22 protein-coding genes and 1 tRNA gene are annotated in these 15,484 nt (G+C 62.5%); all 23 read right to left on the bottom strand.

Features of this window, described 5'->3' with window-relative positions; genetic code table 11:
• Positions 1–8: 8 nt before the first annotated feature.
• The gene (locus tag CP557_RS01420; protein ID WP_097378259.1) at positions 9–326 is read right to left on the bottom strand and encodes a capsular biosynthesis protein; all 318 of its coding nucleotides are present in this window, start codon (positions 324–326) and stop codon (positions 9–11) included.
• A 1-nt stretch (position 327) separates the two neighbouring features.
• Positions 328–1,263 carry a phage minor head protein gene (locus CP557_RS01415; protein ID WP_169924318.1) on the bottom strand — a complete coding sequence of 312 codons (936 nt, stop codon included), beginning with the start codon at positions 1,261–1,263 and terminating at the stop codon, positions 328–330.
• Positions 1,263–3,212 (bottom strand): anti-CBASS protein Acb1 family protein, encoded by a 1,950-nt coding sequence (locus tag CP557_RS01410; RefSeq protein ID WP_097378257.1) that lies wholly within the window; start codon positions 3,210–3,212, stop codon positions 1,263–1,265. The genes CP557_RS01415 and CP557_RS01410 overlap by 1 nt, the downstream gene beginning before the upstream one ends.
• Before the next feature lie 10 nt (positions 3,213–3,222).
• The gene (locus CP557_RS01405) at positions 3,223–4,836 is read right to left on the bottom strand and encodes a hypothetical protein (RefSeq protein WP_097378256.1); all 1,614 of its coding nucleotides are present in this window, start codon (positions 4,834–4,836) and stop codon (positions 3,223–3,225) included.
• Positions 4,833–5,468: a hypothetical protein gene (locus CP557_RS01400; RefSeq protein ID WP_097378255.1), complete on the bottom strand. Its 636-nt coding sequence runs from the start codon at positions 5,466–5,468 to the stop codon at positions 4,833–4,835. The genes CP557_RS01405 and CP557_RS01400 overlap by 4 nt, the downstream gene beginning before the upstream one ends.
• A 15-nt stretch (positions 5,469–5,483) precedes the next feature.
• The gene (locus CP557_RS01395; protein ID WP_097378254.1) at positions 5,484–5,879 is read right to left on the bottom strand and encodes a hypothetical protein; all 396 of its coding nucleotides are present in this window, start codon (positions 5,877–5,879) and stop codon (positions 5,484–5,486) included.
• Between the two features lie 3 nt (positions 5,880–5,882).
• Positions 5,883–6,143: a hypothetical protein gene (locus tag CP557_RS01390; RefSeq protein WP_097378253.1), complete on the bottom strand. Its 261-nt coding sequence runs from the start codon at positions 6,141–6,143 to the stop codon at positions 5,883–5,885.
• A 3-nt stretch (positions 6,144–6,146) separates the two neighbouring features.
• Positions 6,147–6,347 (bottom strand): hypothetical protein, encoded by a 201-nt coding sequence (locus tag CP557_RS01385; RefSeq protein ID WP_097378252.1) that lies wholly within the window; start codon positions 6,345–6,347, stop codon positions 6,147–6,149.
• 100 nt (positions 6,348–6,447) lie between these two features.
• Positions 6,448–6,690, bottom strand: a complete 243-nt coding sequence (locus CP557_RS01380; protein WP_097378251.1) for a hypothetical protein — start codon at positions 6,688–6,690, stop codon at positions 6,448–6,450.
• Positions 6,691–7,028: 338 nt separating this feature from the next.
• Positions 7,029–7,403, bottom strand: a complete 375-nt coding sequence (locus CP557_RS01375; RefSeq protein ID WP_097378250.1) for a hypothetical protein — start codon at positions 7,401–7,403, stop codon at positions 7,029–7,031.
• A gap of 14 nt (positions 7,404–7,417) precedes the next feature.
• Positions 7,418–7,600 carry a hypothetical protein gene (locus CP557_RS01370; RefSeq protein ID WP_097378249.1) on the bottom strand — a complete coding sequence of 61 codons (183 nt, stop codon included), beginning with the start codon at positions 7,598–7,600 and terminating at the stop codon, positions 7,418–7,420.
• Entirely contained in the window at positions 7,597–8,145 is a 549-nt protein-coding gene (locus CP557_RS01365) for a hypothetical protein (RefSeq protein ID WP_097381484.1), read from the bottom strand. The genes CP557_RS01370 and CP557_RS01365 overlap by 4 nt, the downstream gene beginning before the upstream one ends.
• Before the next feature lie 190 nt (positions 8,146–8,335).
• Entirely contained in the window at positions 8,336–9,088 is a 753-nt protein-coding gene (locus CP557_RS22005) for a hypothetical protein (RefSeq protein WP_143824996.1), read from the bottom strand.
• A gap of 59 nt (positions 9,089–9,147) precedes the next feature.
• Positions 9,148–9,420 (bottom strand): PaaX domain-containing protein, encoded by a 273-nt coding sequence (locus tag CP557_RS01360; RefSeq protein ID WP_097378248.1) that lies wholly within the window; start codon positions 9,418–9,420, stop codon positions 9,148–9,150.
• Entirely contained in the window at positions 9,413–9,808 is a 396-nt protein-coding gene (locus CP557_RS01355) for a hypothetical protein (protein ID WP_097378247.1), read from the bottom strand. The genes CP557_RS01360 and CP557_RS01355 overlap by 8 nt, the downstream gene beginning before the upstream one ends.
• Entirely contained in the window at positions 9,805–10,656 is an 852-nt protein-coding gene (locus CP557_RS01350; protein ID WP_143824995.1) for a DUF6884 domain-containing protein, read from the bottom strand. The genes CP557_RS01355 and CP557_RS01350 overlap by 4 nt, the downstream gene beginning before the upstream one ends.
• Positions 10,653–10,880, bottom strand: coding sequence for a hypothetical protein (locus CP557_RS01345; protein WP_097378245.1), 228 nt, complete (start codon positions 10,878–10,880; stop codon positions 10,653–10,655). Before CP557_RS01345 ends, CP557_RS01350 begins: the two co-directional genes overlap by 4 nt.
• Positions 10,877–11,869: a DNA cytosine methyltransferase gene (locus CP557_RS01340; protein WP_211290160.1), complete on the bottom strand. Its 993-nt coding sequence runs from the start codon at positions 11,867–11,869 to the stop codon at positions 10,877–10,879. Before CP557_RS01340 ends, CP557_RS01345 begins: the two co-directional genes overlap by 4 nt.
• The gene (locus tag CP557_RS01335) at positions 11,862–12,257 is read right to left on the bottom strand and encodes a hypothetical protein (protein WP_097381483.1); all 396 of its coding nucleotides are present in this window, start codon (positions 12,255–12,257) and stop codon (positions 11,862–11,864) included. The genes CP557_RS01340 and CP557_RS01335 overlap by 8 nt, the downstream gene beginning before the upstream one ends.
• A 2-nt stretch (positions 12,258–12,259) precedes the next feature.
• The gene (locus CP557_RS01330; RefSeq protein ID WP_097378244.1) at positions 12,260–14,377 is read right to left on the bottom strand and encodes a minichromosome maintenance protein MCM; all 2,118 of its coding nucleotides are present in this window, start codon (positions 14,375–14,377) and stop codon (positions 12,260–12,262) included.
• A gap of 194 nt (positions 14,378–14,571) precedes the next feature.
• Positions 14,572–15,048, bottom strand: a complete 477-nt coding sequence (locus CP557_RS01325; RefSeq protein WP_097378243.1) for a hypothetical protein — start codon at positions 15,046–15,048, stop codon at positions 14,572–14,574.
• The gene (locus CP557_RS22360; protein WP_169924317.1) at positions 15,041–15,190 is read right to left on the bottom strand and encodes a hypothetical protein; all 150 of its coding nucleotides are present in this window, start codon (positions 15,188–15,190) and stop codon (positions 15,041–15,043) included. Before CP557_RS22360 ends, CP557_RS01325 begins: the two co-directional genes overlap by 8 nt.
• A 132-nt stretch (positions 15,191–15,322) precedes the next feature.
• Positions 15,323–15,473 (bottom strand) — tRNA-Met (locus tag CP557_RS01320).
• Positions 15,474–15,484 lie beyond the last annotated feature (11 nt).

The raw sequence follows: 15,484 nt of genomic DNA, 5'->3' as shown, positions 1-15,484 counted from the left end.
TGGATCTGTCAGGAGAGGTCGGTCGGATGGACGGCCTTGTCGTCGACGTACACGTCTCCGCTGCCCTTCTCGCAGCGGACGCCGTGATACGGCAGCCCCCACTCGGTGAGGTGGGCCGCGATCTGGTTGGCCTCCGACCACGGCCGGGCCGTCCAGACGATGACCGTCCCGCCGGCGTGGTAGTGCTCGCGAACGCGCTCGACGATGTCCTCGTTCGGTTCCGGACGCTCACCAGCCCAGTAGGCGACATCGCCTGCCGTGAGCGTGTTGTCGAAGTCGACGAGCAGCCGCTCTGCGCCGTCGATCAACGCTGGTGTGTCAGACATGTTAGGCCCCACTGAGGACTGTGCCCGGAACGCGCTCGGCGAGCGGCGAGGTGGGTGGAGAACCGCCGACCGAAGGCAGGACTACGCACGTCCCGTTCGGGTGAGCAGGGGGTTTGAGCCGGTAGACCTTCCCGCGCCACTCGACGGCACCGTTTCGCATCTCCTCGAGCGTGAGCTCGGTGCCGGAGAGCCGTCGGCAGAACGGACAGCTGAAGTCCGGCGTCGCCTGCCACTCGCCGTGGCCGACGACGTCGACTCCCGCCCGCTCGTAGTTCCGAAGGGTCGCGTCGGAGTGCGCCTCGATCGTTTCCGATCGCGCCAGCGTTTCAGCCCGTGTCCGTTGCAGGTCCCGGACTTCGCCGGTGAGTTGGCGGGCCATCTTCTTCGGGTTCCACCCCTTCGCGAGCCCTTCCGTGAGTGTCTCGCGGACGTCATCGGCATCGTCCTCCGCGATGCTCTTGAGATCTTCATACGTCCGGGTGTACGCCTTCTCGAGCGTCTTCGAGAAGATCGGTCGCGTGACGATCTCGCCGTCGGGGATATTTTCGACGCTCGCGCCCTGTTGTAACAGAAGGCCCGTCGACTGGTTGACGCCACGAACCACGGCGCTGCGGATGTATGCCGCCGTCCAGTGCTTGCCATCGCGAACGTCCTCGGACGGCATCGGCTCGAGGACCTCGTCGCGAAGCGCCTGCCGGAGCCACCGGACGAACCCCCTGATCTTGCCCCGATCGGTCGGGAAGTCGAACGACTCGCGCTCGTCGGCGTTAGCCCGGAGGCCGAACGCGTCGTTCTGGTAGCCGACGGTCCGGCGGACGAGGCCGCGAACGCGTTCCCATCGGCGCCGCATCTCCTCGAGGAACTGCTGCTCGACGACGGTCGACGTCGCCCGGCCCTGGCGGTTGGCCGTCAGACTGTGAGTGTGGGAACTGCTCATCAGTCTGCCCACCCCCCGCGCCATGCCTCGGTGCCGAGCGCCTCATCCTTGAGAGCCCCGCACAGCCGTTCGCTCTTGAGTTCGCCCATGCAGCAGGCCCCACCGCAGTCGAACTGTGCGCCCATCGACGACCAGGCGTCCAGCAGGATCACGCGGGCCGGCGTCTCGGCCTTGCGCCACGAGGGTGGCATCGACCAGTCGTTGGCCGTGAGGTCCGCACCAAGGATATCCAGCCACCCGGCGAGCGTGCCGGTCGTGCTGTTTGCCTCGACGACATCGTCTGCCGGGTCCTCGAGATCGACGTCCGGGCCCTCCGTCGCCTCGAGGTCTCCAGCCCGGTAGAAGTTGACCGTCGCCTCGTCGAGCATGATGACGGCGTACACCGGCGAGTCGCTGCTGGCCTCCATCCCATCGACGGTGCCCTCCTGGACGGCGTCGTCGACGAGGCCCTTTCCGTCAGGAGTGTCGACCCAGTCGCCGGCCTCGTAGCGGGCCGCGTTCCCAGTGAACTGCTGGAACGACTCCTGTACTCGCGGGTCATCCTCATCGAGCGGTGTGTTTGCGGTTGCGCCCTCGCGCTCGGGGAACTCGCCCGACTCGACGAACTCCTCGGCACGCTCGCCACGCAGCTCGGGGACCGCTGTCTGGAGGTTCGTCACGACCTCCGACCGCGTCGACATGACATCGGCTTCCTCTTGCTCGGACATCTCGGTGAGGTCCGGCCAGATGAAGTCGAACCACTTGCCCTCGTAGTCGGGGAGGACGCCGTCGTCGAGATGATGCTGGATGACCGCCCGAGCGATGTAGGGTTCGGCGTACTGCCGCTGGCGCTCCGCGATCATGCCGAGATACTGGCGTTCGTCCTTCTCTGCCGACGCGAGCTCGCCCAGCGATGCGCCCTCGAGGACGCGCTGCGGGATACCCGTCTGCGTGGAGAGCGCCCGGACGTTGTTGTCGACGATCCCCGTCGGATCCTTGACCTCGCCGCCGAGGCGGTTCACGTCAGCGCCCTTGGTACGCAGGAACGGCTGAAGGCCGTGGTACCAGTTCTGGAGGTCCTCCTCCATCATGTCCATCGCGTCGCCGCTGGTGTCGACCTTCTCCGGATCGAGGTTGACGTTCAGCCCGTAGTCCGCTGCTCGATAGGAGAGCTCTGCCGTCGACCCGAGCGTCTTCTCGATGTCGAGGATGTTGTTGAGGACGGGCTCCTGCCGCGGTCGGGCCCGTGTCTCGCCGTCGTCCAGGACGCGTGCCGGGACGTCGACGACCCGTGAGTGGTGGACGGTGAGCGTCGTGTTCTGCTCGTCCTGCGTGCCGGCGTCGGCGTCATCGCCGAGGTCGATCTGGTACTTCACCGGCTTGCCCCAGCGGTCCGATCCGGGTTCACCCCACTCGATGTCCTCGATCATCGGCTCCGGGTAGACCCGGTAGCCGTTGATCATGTCGAGTCCCGACGCGTTCTCGACGCCGGTGAACTCGTCTTCGAAGTCCCCCGGGCCGTTCGTGTCAGCGTAGTCGATCACCAGCAGGCCGTGGCGGCCGATGCCAGCCATCCGGTCGACGCGGTGGGCGTAGTGCCAGAGATCGTGTTCTCGATCGAGCTTGGTGATCTTCTTCTCGAAGTCGGTTGGTTCGCGCTGGGCGTCCTCCTCCTGGTCGACGCGATCGCGAACCTCCGGCTCGTGCTTCCACGTCGTCTTCGGCTTCTGGGCGACGACAGCGTACGCGTACGCGTTCCGCAGGTAGAGCGCGTAGTAGTTGTCGGCGTCCCAGTCGGCGTTGTTGCCGCGGTTCGGCCAGCCGAAGGTGTCGTACCAGTCGCGGGCTTCATGCCCGGAGTCGCCGAGCTCGTTCGCGAGCGACCACCGCAGACCGTCGATGACGGCGTTCGCCCGGAGCGCTATATCGCCGGCGTCCGGCTGCTCGCCGTGCTGTGTGTTCGTACTCATTTTGTATCAGTCACCAAACAGGGGACGGCTTCTCCTCTTCAAAGTCGACGCGGTCGATCCAGACTGCCATCAGTGCCGCGTCGAGGTAGTCGGGAGAGTGGCCGAGTTCCTCCTTGATCGCGTCCTTACTCGTCGCCTGGTAGACCTCGGCGCCGTTCTTGCCTCGCGAATCCAGCGTCCGCTCCTCGTACTGGATCGCTCGGGCAGCGGCGAGCGCCTCCTTCCGGAGCTGCTGGCTCGCGATACTGCCACCCTCCTCGAGGAACTCACCGAGGTGGTAGAGCGCCTCGGCCCACTTGTCCTTCCACCGGGTGCCCTCGACGGGTTTCGTCCCGTTCTGGAAGCCGACGACGTTGGGGCATCGGTCGTTGACGTAGTCGTGGAAGCCAGGCGCGTAGCCCTTGTCCACGGCGACGTCCGGCGACGGCCACTCGGAGAGGCCGGACGTCGACGCCGTCCCGTCGACGACGTCGGGCTTCTGCTGCTCATGATTGTCGCCCTGCTCGGCGTAGTGGACGCGGAGCTCGAGATCGTGAACGCCGATCATGACGGTGTTGTCCGTCGTCCGGGCAACGTCGATCCCAACGGACTGGGGCGTCTCCCGAACCTGGCCGAGCTGCCGGTCGTATGCCGACCGGACGTCGCCCGGCTCGATCGGCCGGAGGACCGACGCCCCGCCAGGTGGGACGATGCCGCAGCGGCGCCGGTACCACAGCGAGTGGAGGTCCTCGCGGAACTCATCATTCGGGAGCTTGCTGCGATCATCGGGCAGAACTGCGCTCCTGTCTTCGGGATCGGCGCCGAGCCACGGATCCGACCAGCGGATCGCCTGCTCGAGGCCTGGCCAGGGTTCGTCGTGGTACTCCCGCCAGTCCTTCCTGAGCTTGTGGACGGTCGCGAGGCCGCCGATCTCCTCGCCCTCCTCGAGGCCGCGCTCGATCCTGACGGGCTGGGCGTCCCAGGTGGGGAACTGCAGGTGATGCCACTCGTCGTTCTCAATCAGCCGGTGGACGACATTGCCGCTGTCCTCCGGTGGGTTCGAGATGACAAGGATGCGGTCGTCCGCGTCGGTCCCCGTCGACCGGACGGCCTCGATGTGGTCGTCCGTGACGCCTGGCTTGTCGGCCTCCTCGACGATGTAGATGACGTGGTCGTTGTGCGGGCCCTGGAGGTCGTCCGGATACCGTGGGGAGACGCACTCGAAGAACCACTCGTCATCCAGGCCGGTCCGGATCTCGCGATCGCCGTCCATCGTCCGCCCGCCGAACATCGCCGGCAGCGGGCTATCCCGATACAGGGAGCGGGCCGGCTTCCAGATGTTCGTCTTCAGCGTGCCGCTCGTGCCGGCGGTGACGTTCACGATCGTGTCCGGGTTGCAGTGTAGTGCAGCGACGCCGCCCCCCGCTGCGATGTACGACTTCCCGACGCCGTTGGCCGCTGAGATGACCACCTGCTCGTGTTCGTGGAGCGCTGCGAGGATCCGGTCCTGGACGAAGGTCCGCTCGAGACCGAGGAGATCCTCGATGAACCGGGCGTAGCGATCCGGCCCCGTCGACGGCGCGTACTGCGCCATCACGTCCCGAATCGTGTCGACATCGACGCCGGCGTCGGTGGTCGTACTCATTGGAGCACCTCGCGAAGTGCGTCAGCGACGTCTTCCTGAGAGTCAGCCAGCTGGGAGTCGGGATCCTCGAGGAGACCGAAGTCTTTCAGCCACTGCCGGCGGTCAGTGCTGAGTTTCTTCTGGGCTGCCAGCACGACCGACTCGCGGTACCGTCGTTGGGTCTCGGTCTGCCCCTCGCCGACCGGGACGATCTCCGTTTCCTCGTCGACGAGCGGGTGGCCGCTCTCGAGCCCCTCGGGTTTCTCGTCTGCCCACCGATCGAGGCCGATGTCCTTTGCGTGGGTCACCGAGATCCGGAACAGCTCCGACTCGATCCCAAGCACTGGGTCACCGTGGAGCTCGCGATACTGCTCGAGGTAGTCTTCGAAGACGTCGTCGACGAACTCGCGGAGCGCGTCGTCAAGGACGTTCTGGTAGTACGAGTTGTGGTCGGCGTAGGCCCCATGGGTGACGGCGTTCGTGTTCTCTTCGGGAGCGCCGGCGCCCTCGCGCTCGCCGCCAGAGCCGCCAGCGCCGCCGTGGAACTTGCAGGGCCCCGAGTCGTTTTCAGTTCCCCAACCCTCCGGGTGGCCGCACGGCTCGCCGTTCCGGTTCGTTCCCGGACACCCACCGGAGTCGCTATCGTCGTTCATGGGGTTGATTGTATTTCAGGAATCGAGATCGAGCGCCTCGAGGACGTTTTCCGACCGGTTCGATGGCGTGTAGCCGGTGATGAACGCCCGGTGGCGGGCCACGTCCCACGGGACGTCCTTTCCGTCTGCTGGTGTGGGAAGCGAGAGGTCGATCACCGTCTCGTCGTCCCGGAGGAACCAGTGTGCGCCGGCGGCGTTATCGTAGACGTCGCCCCAGTCGAGCCGGTATACCTCGAGACCGCTATCGGTGCCGCCCTGGGCGTGGAAGTACGCCTCGGCGAGAACGTAGCACGCACCCTGGATGGGGTCGCCGTCGACGGCGTATCCGTCCTTCCGGACCCCGGGATGATCACGGATGTACTCCCGAAGGCGGTGGGCTGTTTCGTTCGGTTCGACGAGGATCTCGATCATGAGTTAGTCAGCCTCCGAAGCGCCTTCGTCGACGACGTCCTGTGCGGCCTCGCCGAGATCCTCCATCCCCTGCTGGATGTCGTCGGCGAAGATCCACACGAGTGTGACGCCCAGAGAGTACGCCGCCCAGGACAGAGTTGGGCCGCCGGCGACAACCGTTTCGACAGTCTTGGTCAGACCGAGCAGCGGGAGCGTCGGGCTCGAGGCGAGCTGCGTTGTCAGGCGCTTTGCCCGCCGACGAGTCTGTCCTCTGAACGAAAGCATCGGTCAGTCCCCGCTGCGGTCGCGTACCTCCTGGTACTCGACGTAGTCCTCTCGAACCAGCCACCACTCGAGGATGTCCGGACCACTGATGAGGACCGTGCCGAAGACCATCGCGACGATCGGCTCAACGCTGGCGTACTCGATGAGATACAGCACAACGCCGAGGACGACGATGTAAAACACGTACCGGATTGAGCGCCACATGTTTAGTGAAAGGTTGTAGTGCCGGCACGTACGCTCGACACGGCGGTTGTGTTCTCGAAGCGATTCTGCGATTCGTGACTGTGATTTTTGCGTCGACATGTCATTGGTCATCGGATTTGCGGCCGATAACGTAGGCCAGCGTCCCGATCCCGAGCGCCCACCAAGGTTCGTGTAAGAGAGTCCGGAGTGTGACGCCACGCTCACCGATGAGGAAAGCAATCGTACCGGCGATGATCCCAGCGTGGACCTCGTTGTACGTGATCGGATGGTCGATGATCGGGAGTCGCACGAGGACGCGATCGCCCTTGCGGAGTCGATCGTCGATGCACTCGGGTTGTGTCATCTGTGGAAAAGACGTCCGTGATCGGAGTCGAACCGATCCCGCGCTCGAGTGGTGTGTCGCTCGTGAAAACCCCGGAGTACCCCTACCCCGAAGTTGACAAGAAACGGGAGCGTGGCCTGCCTACAGGACGGACTCAGTGGAAGCGGTGCGCCGGGTCCCGTGGTGACACGGGAGGTCTTCCCGACCAGATCCCGGCGCGGTCGGGGCGGCCCGTGGAGTCTGTTAGTCGCGGGATGGTACCCGCCCCGAAACGAGGAGATCAGCGGGAGCGATGACAGTCCCCTTCGGCCCGACGCAGTGGGGAGTAGGCAACGCCGGGCCACATCGGGGACACGGTGTTAGATCGAGGCAGGATCGTCGGGAACGACCATGTAGCGGTCGTCGTCGGCCTTCGACTCGTCCGACGTCATCCACGGACCAGCCCACTCGATGAGTGCCTCGTCGTCATCACCTCTCGAGTGCTCGCGCCAGAGCGACACGTAGCTGTTGAGTTCGTCGACGATCTCGAGGACGTCGTCGTACTCGTCCGGACGAATCGTACCGACCGAGCCGACGTGACCGTCCGGCTGGACGGTGATGGAGGGGCCGCCCGAGATGAGGTGCAGTCCCTCGTACTCGGTGGACTCTCCCGCGGGGATCTCGCCCTCGAGGACATCGTAGAGGTCGTACTCACTATACGGATCGATCGGTGCATCGGGGTCTTTGGGTTCCATGATGAATCAGTGAATTACCGTGGTCGGACTGATGTCCGACCGGTCGTGATCGTGGTGCCGTCGGCGTCGACGACGATCTCCGAGCGCGGGTTGTTGAACGTCGGTCGCCAGTGGACCTCGTCGACGACGCCCTCGAGGCGGCGGCCGGCGAACTCGAGTTCGACCGGCTGGCCCTCGTCGATCGGATGGACCGTCATGGTCGCTTGCGAGCTCGGCGGACACAGACTGTCGTTGCGGCCTCGAAGACCTCGGTGTCCAGGCTGGCGTAGTCCTCGAGGGATTTCAGGTGGCCGACGGCGTGTTTCAGGAGATCCAGCCGTACCGGTTCGCCGAGTTCACGGAGTCGGCTGCAGAGGTTCTTCGCCCTCGAGAGTGCTTCTCGCCGGCTCAGCGGATCCGAATCGGCCCGCCCAGCGATCGCCCCACAGTCCTCGCAGACCGTGCGGGTGGGATACTTCGCGATTGCCGTGTTGTCGACCTGCCGCGTTCCGCGGAGTGGTCCTTCCGGGCCAATCTCCCCGGGCTTGGTTTTGTGGGCCCGAATCGACTCGGCCCGGGAGGCCTTCGGCTCGAGGTCGTGTCCAGTAACGCCTGCGAACGCTCGAAGGTGGCTCTCGTTGGCTTTCAGGCGGCGAAAGCAACTCGAGCAGATCTCCGGGTTGTTGAACACGTAGCGTCGGAAGACGCGATCGGGTTCGTCGCGGCCCTGGACCTCGTCAACAGTGTGGGCTGTGGTGGACATGGGTTTCAGGAGAAGCCGCTGGCTGTCGGCCACCCCCCGATGTCGTCGTTGCCTCGATCGGGGAGCGAAGTAGAGACAGCCGTTACAGTCACTGAAGGAGATATATAATCTTAAAAACGGAACAACAGGCGTCAGATTTCCGGTTATCGAGAGGGGATCTCAAAATCAGAATCTACTCGGGGAGGGTGGCTTATAAGTCAAATCTATTATATCGCTCTTTCAAAAATTCTCTTGAAACATCATAAATTAATTGAACAGCCTTGTCACGGGACATGGGATCATCAGGTTCTCTGGCAGGGTTGGAGTCGGCATGACGAGCCTGAGTACCTAATGCTTCTGGACTGTTTGCAGTCCTAGTAAACAGGTCTTCGTCACCCTCACTAATCCATGAGTTCTTGCTCGGATTCGTACCAATTTCATCCCTGACCCATTCATAGACACGATAAAGATTCACCCAGTCGTATCCATTATCAATAAGTTGGATCAATTCTGACGATTTCTGGTCCTGTTCTGGAAGATCAATATAGAGGTTCTCATATTCAAGGTCTGGTAGACCCTCTACCTGTTTTATCTCTTCACAGTTACTGCCTAAGTCACGAACTGTATTAGTGTCTGATATATTAGTGACAACAGGAACGGTGTCTGTCCGTTGTGATGGACTTAATGTATGGATCACATGAGGGCTTCCATCAGGAAGGATTACTACATTATCTGCTGCTGGGGGATGAACAGTATCAATACTTCCGAGTACAGATGCTCTCATAGAACACATCAGTTTTTTTCCTTCTTCAAGGACAGTAGAGGGTTCCTCAAACTCATTAAAACGATTTGACTCTAAAAAGGCATGAGTATCTGTGAATGTTATTTGCGGTTCATCCGTGTAAATACACCCAAGTAGGATTAAATCGTTCCTCTGACCTGCGAGGCGTACTTTCCATCCCATGACATTCACAGATACCAGAACAGAATAGTTAAAATTCGTTCTTTAATGCTGTTTGCCAGCTATAACTGAGACATGTACTCTTGCTGTGCCTTGATCAGGTTGTACTCGCTTGGATCGTAGTAGATCCGCCGACGCTGATCGTCTGGGTTGCGGTAGGTATTGATGAGCCTTTTGTCGACGAGATCGTTCGCGACGTCGCGGATACGTCGCTTCGAAAGCCCCGTCGCATCGACGAGCGAATCCTGGTCATGGACCTCGCCAGTGATTGCGAGGTAGACCAGACGGGTTGCTGGCGGTTCGTCGAGGACCTCTGGGGGCAGTTGTTCAGGCATTGTTCCGTTCACCTCGCTCGAAGTCGATCGCGACGACGCCGGTCGGCTCGAGGATCGTCATGTCCAGGCGGACCGCGTCCGACCGGCAGATGAACGCTTCGAGGCTGCCGCCGCGGGTCGTGACCGTGACCATGTCCTCGAGCGGTCGGAACTCTTCGTGACCTGGCGGGGTCGCCGGGCCCGTGATCTCGACCCAGCCCTGTGGGATCTCGCGGGCTATCTCGAGATCGATCACCAGACAGCCATCGCTGGGGTCGTTGCCGAAGCGCTCGAAGCGGTCGCGGGCCTCCTGGAGTGTCTCGAGTGACGCAGGCCCGTCGACTGTCGCGACGGGAGCAGAGTCGAGGGCGTTCTGCCAGAGCTCATGTGTGTCTTCGAAGACGCTCATGCTGATCCCTCCGCGAAGTCTGCGAGGGTCGGTTCTGCCTCCCACTCGATGGCGTCGACATCGGGGATCTCGCTTGCCGGGATCGTCCAGCAGCGGTTATCCCGCATCGCTGTCGCCGGCGAGTTCAGTACACCCTCCTCGGGCGTGTCGTTCAGGACCTCCGCGGACCAGTTGCCAGTTCGGTCCTTGGAGACGACCATGATCCGCCCGCTCTCGTGGCGGGCGTAGTAGATGTCCGCGCCGCTATCTTCTTCGAGGACCTGGTGGTTGAAGTCGATCGCAACGGCGGTCTCCTCGGTGATGTCCTCGAGGGAAGGATGTGCTTCGATCCATGTCTTCAACCACTGGTTTTGCTCGCCGATCCGCTTCCCTTCGAGCGGGTAGTAGACTGGTGCCGGGAACGTCTCCTCGAAGAAGTCGCCGAACGGCTCGAGGTACGCCTGCCCGGTGAGCATCATCAGCTCGAAGTTCGGGGAAAAGTCCTCGGGAAAGTCCTTCCAGGCGACATCGTTCCCGCAGGAATTGCCCTCGTAGCTGTTCGATCGGTACCAGAGTGCCTGTTCGACGTCGGCCCGCCACTCCTGGAGCTCGTCCTCGTCGAGATCTCGAACCGAGGTGTCGTACGGTTCGAGGCACCAGCCTGGACCGACGAGGCCGTGCTCAGCAGAGAGGATCAACCAGTTGTCGCAGTAGAGTTCAGCCCATCGACGCTTGAACTGGAAGTGCGCCGACGTGTAGAGGTCCTCGGCGGCGGTCTCTTTATCGGCCTTCTTGCTCCCGCAGCTGACGATCGCGAAGGTCTGGATGGCCTGGTTCGTCTCGGAGTCGCGATCGAGATTCATCTTCATGCCGTCTCACCTCGAACTGCGCCGCGGACCTTTCGCGAGTCGGCCTTCGAGCAGTCGAAACAGAGCGTGTTATGCGGGTGGTCGTGGCCACGGTCAATCGCATAGAGTTCGCGATCGACGGCCTCCGGGTCGAACGTTTCACCGCAGTAGGTGACGCCGACAAGGCTCTCGACGCAGTAGCCGCTGTGGCCGTTGTCGAGGTTGACCACGTAGCCGGTCGTCATGGGTTGTCACCTCCTTCGCTTCGCGTAGAGTTCTCAGATTGTGTGACTGGCTGATCAGTATCCGCGCCTGCTGATCGCCCGCCATCCGCGACAGCGAGCGGTGAACTGCTTGCTTTCGCCGTCGAATGCAGCCTGTCTCCTGGCGCGACATCAGTTCCCCCGAGACGGTCCTCCGGGAACCGAAGGTAGCGACCGACGCCCTCGTCGGAGAACTCCCCGAGCGAGCGCTGTTCCATCCGCGGCACCGGGCACGGTACCGACGGGCAGTGGGAGAAGAGCCACCACACGTACTGCCATGGGATCGCGGACCGAACCGCCTGCTTTCCCCACTCCTTTGGGACGCCCTTCGCCTCGGCCAGTTCGGCGACCGACTGGTTCTCTCGCGTATCCACGGTGACCGACGCGTCGCCGTCGACGTAGGCGTCGGGCACCTCGAAGGTAGTCTCGAAGTGCCGCTCCAGGTCGAAGTCCTCACCGAAGAACAGACCGTTGCACCGGCAGTTCGCATCGAGATCACCTGCTTTCGTCGCGCCGGGCACGTTCTCGATGATGTAGTGACCGGCATGGTCGAGGAGCCACTCGCGGAACTCGTCGGTGATGCGCGGGTTCTCGTCAAGCGCCGCCTTGGCGCTCCCGTAGTACGTCGCAGACAGTGACGAGTAAGCGGTGCAGGGCCAGGAGACCCAAATAGCGTCGGCCACGACGCCGTCGAGCGGCGGCCCGTCGTCGGCGAGCAGGTCCGCCTGAATGAACTGGCCTGGATACTCGTCACCGTATGGCTGTATGTCCACGCCGAAATACATCCGACGGGGGAACCACTTGTCGAGAGCACGCCCGACACCACCACGGCCGCAGAACAGATCGGCGACCTGAACTCGCCATTTCTGAGTCCACGTCTGCGGCCAGTGCGACCGGTCGAAGCGCGGGCGGTCTCGGACGCCACCCGACCGCTCAGTACCTCTTGTGGATGTAACGCTTTCATCACTCATCGTCGTCACCTCGAAGCTGCTGGATTCGTTGATTCGCCAGTCCGATCACGTCCGCTCGCGGCTCGTCGACTCTCGAGAGGTTCGTTTCGATCTTCTCGCGGAGTTTCCACCGGTCGTTGATCCCCAGTCGAGTCCGGCCCTCGTCGTCTTCGACTTCGAAGAGATCACCGTTGCGGCACGCGGCTCTGATCGCTTTTCGGAGTTCCTCGAGGCCGTAGCGCCCGTAGCCCGCGCCGTGCAGTGTCCCGATGACCGAGGACTTCTTTGCGAGCGGTGGCTGGCAGTGGCCCGAGTTGTGATCGACGGCGCGGATGAGTGCTTCGTAGACCTCCTTCGAGCGCTTGCGCCATTGTGCTTCCGTCTGGTCGTGCTCTTTCTGTAGCGACATGATCACGCCCTCCCGAGGTAGCGGATATGGTCAGTCTGGGGTTCGATCGCGACACCATCGTCAAGCATCTTGTTCATGTCCGAGTGGAGCCGATCGGCACTCCAGCGGTCGTCATCCTCAGTCATGGCCTCGATCACGCGATCGCGCGGAACACCACCGTTGTACTCGTCCTCGAGTTCGTTGATCGTCGACGCGAGCACCTTTCGACGCTCTTTTTGACTCTTTGACTGGCCGGTCTCGACGACGTCGGCGTCGAACTCGCCGTCCTCGTTCTTGCCAACATCTTGCATAGATCGGCCGGCCATCTCGGTCGCGATCTGTGCGTGACGTTCGGTGATGGTATCCGAGAGTTCGAACTTCGCAGCGGCCTCGGCGATCCGGACTAACGCCTCGAGGTCGCGGAAGGTGACCGGGACCGGCGAGTTGTCGCTGACATCGTACAGCCGCCGGATCTCAAGGAAGCTGTCCCGCAACTGCTCTTTGACCGCCTCGCTCTCGAATGGCGGTGCCGACTGTTGCTTCGCAACGGCGATCCACTTGCGGAAGAGTTCCGCGTCGACGATCGGGTCGGCAGCGTCCTCGTCTGTGTCGGCGACCTCACTATCCCGCTTTGCAGCATCGCGTGCGTCAAGGACGTGGTCGGCCAGCTCGCGGTCATCGTCCTCATCAGGCTGGTCCTGGACGGTGAAGATCAGGTCGAAGCGGGACAGTAGGTCCGACCGAAAGTCGAACTGTTCCGGGATGGGTTCGTACGGATCGAACCGCCCGTGTTTCGGGTTCCCTGCAGCGATCACCGAGGCCTGTGTTTCGAACGTCGCCTGCTCGCCGGCGATCGTCGCGTTGATCTTCTGCTTCGACATCGGCTCGAGCATGTGCGCCCGGACGTCGGGGTCCATGTCGTCGAGTTCGTCGATGCAGACCGTCCCACCGTTCGCTTTCACGAACGCACCGGCTTTCAGGGACCATTCCCCGTCGCCGAAGTCGTCCTGTTCGGCAGTGACGGTGAGGCCAGGGCCAGATGCTCGCCGGCTCGTCACACCGACGGTCCGCCAGCCGATGGATTCGGCCCTGTCGATCAGCTTCGACTTGCCGGTTCCGGGATCACCGATCAAGAAGACGTTCAGCGTCGACCGGTCGGTGTCGCCGTCGGCGTACTGAATCTGGCCGCCCGAAACCATCGCGAGGATGAGGGCTTTCTTCTCGAGGTCGTAGCCGTAGATCTTCGTCGAAAGAGACTGCGCGCCCACGTCGAGTGGGGATCCCTCGGCACCGTTCGCGAGGTCGCGGATGCGTTTTCGCTCGGTGTCCGTAACGTCGAGATCTTGCTGATCGGTCTGTTCGATCTCGATATGGTGCCCCTCGAGGTAGGGGTCGAACTTCGGCTGTTTCTTCGAGCCCTCGGTCTCCTGCTCGAAGTGGATAATCCCCGAGACGACAACCCGGTCGCCGACGGTGACATCACCGGCAATATCGTCCTCGACGAACGCGTCGATCTTCTGGCCGGCACCGTCGGCGAGCTCCGGCGGCACCTTGATCCGCAGTTTCTGCGCGTCGACGAACTCTGACTGGTCGAAGTTCACACGGAAGGGGCCCTGCCGCTCGCAACCCTTGCACTCGTGTGGTTCTTGGAAGCTTCCATCGGACTGGGGGACCCGGTTGAGGGTGCTGCAGAGCTGGCACTCGAACGCTGCTTCCTCGATCTTGGGGTAGACATCGGAGGTCTTCGTGATCTCCCCGCGGATCCCGCGGTAGTCCCCGAGGTGCTTCGACGGGGAGAACCCACCAGGGTAGAACGTGTACTCTTCCGGGAGGTTGTAGATGCGTGCGTGGGCTTGCCCGAGACTCACGTCGATCGGGAGATCGTAGAGCCGCAGCGCCTCCTCGAAGTACCGCCGCATCTGCTCGGGTTGCTCGAGGACGTCGTCGGCCAGATTCGGATCAGACCGGTAGATGTCGTCGTAGTTGATCTGGAGCGAGCGCTGTTCGTTCGGGTACTTCTGGGCGAGCTCCTTGATCTGGGTGCGCCCAGATTCTCGATCGTCGTAGTACGCTCGGAGGAAGTCCCCGAGCTCGTCGACGAGGTCTTTGCTCGATTCCGCCTTCGGCTGTGATTGTGACATGGGATCGATCGTGGCCGCGGTCTTTTTCCTGAGAACAAAACCGAATCAGCCGGTTTCGTCCGACAACGACGGCGTCGGACGGCGTCGGATTCGGCGGACCCTCAGGTAGTCGACAGTTGCTTACACAACTACACTTGCATCCGATTACAGCGAGATTTAGGGAGGTGGAACTCCTCGCTGGAAAATACCCATCTTCAGTTCACCCCCTCTGAGGCAGTTTTGTTCTCGGGAAAAAACGCCGCACCGCGTTTTGCCTCAGCGGCATCGACGAGCAGTTTCTTGCTCCCGTCCTGTTTGCCGACCTCGAAGCCACGGGCCTCCGCAGCCTTCCGCATCAGCTTGTAGCAGTGTTTTGCGCCGGGTTCGCCGTCGAAAACACTCCACATGATGTCGTTGTAGTCCAGTGCGGCCTTCCCGTGACCATCGCTGGCGCGACGGAAGGCGTGTTCGCGAACCTTCCCAATCTTCTCGTTGAGCGTCAGTCCATCGTACGGGCGCTCGTCGTCGATTTCGGATAGCCGTAACTCGAGAGCCGTCACGTCGTCGGTGAGATCGTCGTACTCTTCGCGGAGATATCCGAGATCCCTCTCGAGGTCGTTGACCTTCGAGAGTGCCCGTTGGGCGACCTGGAGGGCGTCCTCCGGGCGGACGTCGGGCTCATCTTTAGACACGGCGGATCACCACGTAGCCCGTCGCGCACTCGTTGCAGACCGTCAGCTCACCGTGCTTCGGGTGGTCGATGACAGCGTCGGCATTGTCTGTGCAGCCGAGCGCTCCGCAGAACGGGCCGAACCCGTCGGTGGCGGAACTCACGCTGCGACACCCCCTGTTGAGGTCTCTATCGCAGGATGTGGTTCATCCGCTCCAGGAGCTAACTGAGCAGAAACGGAGTGCCCACGTCCTTGATAGGGGGTTCTTACGTGGGCATGTAAAGAATTTGATGAGTGCCCGGGGAGGGCTCCGAACCCTCGATCTCCGCATGTCCCAGGTTCGAGGCTCGGCAGTCCTCGAGGGACACGGAGGCTTCCAAGGCGAAACCGCACCGAATCTCTGAACCCTATGAGTGCGGCGCTATGTCCAGCTAAGCCACCCGGGCTCGGTTACGGG

This window comes from Natrinema ejinorense (assembly GCF_002494345.1).
Taxonomy (GTDB): Archaea; Halobacteriota; Halobacteria; order Halobacteriales; family Natrialbaceae; genus Natrinema; species Natrinema longum.
The sequence above is the reverse complement of the archived record's forward strand: the minus strand, read 5'-3'. Positions and strand labels throughout refer to the sequence as shown.

What these genes read in the sequence shown, in the direction of transcription:
- CP557_RS01420 (WP_097378259.1), bottom strand. Translation starts at nt 326, where the DNA reads ATGTCTGACACACCAGCGTTGATCGACGGCGCAGAGCGGCTGCTCGTC.
- CP557_RS01415 (WP_169924318.1), bottom strand. Translation starts at nt 1,263, where the DNA reads ATGAGCAGTTCCCACACTCACAGTCTGACGGCCAACCGCCAGGGCCGG.
- CP557_RS01410 (WP_097378257.1), bottom strand. Translation starts at nt 3,212, where the DNA reads ATGAGTACGAACACACAGCACGGCGAGCAGCCGGACGCCGGCGATATA.
- CP557_RS01405 (WP_097378256.1), bottom strand. Translation starts at nt 4,836, where the DNA reads ATGAGTACGACCACCGACGCCGGCGTCGATGTCGACACGATTCGGGAC.
- CP557_RS01400 (WP_097378255.1), bottom strand. Translation starts at nt 5,468, where the DNA reads ATGAACGACGATAGCGACTCCGGTGGGTGTCCGGGAACGAACCGGAAC.
- CP557_RS01395 (WP_097378254.1), bottom strand. Translation starts at nt 5,879, where the DNA reads ATGATCGAGATCCTCGTCGAACCGAACGAAACAGCCCACCGCCTTCGG.
- CP557_RS01390 (WP_097378253.1), bottom strand. Translation starts at nt 6,143, where the DNA reads ATGCTTTCGTTCAGAGGACAGACTCGTCGGCGGGCAAAGCGCCTGACA.
- CP557_RS01385 (WP_097378252.1), bottom strand. Translation starts at nt 6,347, where the DNA reads ATGTGGCGCTCAATCCGGTACGTGTTTTACATCGTCGTCCTCGGCGTT.
- CP557_RS01380 (WP_097378251.1), bottom strand. Translation starts at nt 6,690, where the DNA reads ATGACACAACCCGAGTGCATCGACGATCGACTCCGCAAGGGCGATCGC.
- CP557_RS01375 (WP_097378250.1), bottom strand. Translation starts at nt 7,403, where the DNA reads ATGGAACCCAAAGACCCCGATGCACCGATCGATCCGTATAGTGAGTAC.
- CP557_RS01370 (WP_097378249.1), bottom strand. Translation starts at nt 7,600, where the DNA reads ATGACGGTCCATCCGATCGACGAGGGCCAGCCGGTCGAACTCGAGTTC.
- CP557_RS01365 (WP_097381484.1), bottom strand. Translation starts at nt 8,145, where the DNA reads ATGTCCACCACAGCCCACACTGTTGACGAGGTCCAGGGCCGCGACGAA.
- CP557_RS22005 (WP_143824996.1), bottom strand. Translation starts at nt 9,088, where the DNA reads ATGGGATGGAAAGTACGCCTCGCAGGTCAGAGGAACGATTTAATCCTA.
- CP557_RS01360 (WP_097378248.1), bottom strand. Translation starts at nt 9,420, where the DNA reads ATGCCTGAACAACTGCCCCCAGAGGTCCTCGACGAACCGCCAGCAACC.
- CP557_RS01355 (WP_097378247.1), bottom strand. Translation starts at nt 9,808, where the DNA reads ATGAGCGTCTTCGAAGACACACATGAGCTCTGGCAGAACGCCCTCGAC.
- CP557_RS01350 (WP_143824995.1), bottom strand. Translation starts at nt 10,656, where the DNA reads ATGAAGATGAATCTCGATCGCGACTCCGAGACGAACCAGGCCATCCAG.
- CP557_RS01345 (WP_097378245.1), bottom strand. Translation starts at nt 10,880, where the DNA reads ATGACGACCGGCTACGTGGTCAACCTCGACAACGGCCACAGCGGCTAC.
- CP557_RS01340 (WP_211290160.1), bottom strand. Translation starts at nt 11,869, where the DNA reads ATGAGTGATGAAAGCGTTACATCCACAAGAGGTACTGAGCGGTCGGGT.
- CP557_RS01335 (WP_097381483.1), bottom strand. Translation starts at nt 12,257, where the DNA reads ATGTCGCTACAGAAAGAGCACGACCAGACGGAAGCACAATGGCGCAAG.
- CP557_RS01330 (WP_097378244.1), bottom strand. Translation starts at nt 14,377, where the DNA reads ATGTCACAATCACAGCCGAAGGCGGAATCGAGCAAAGACCTCGTCGAC.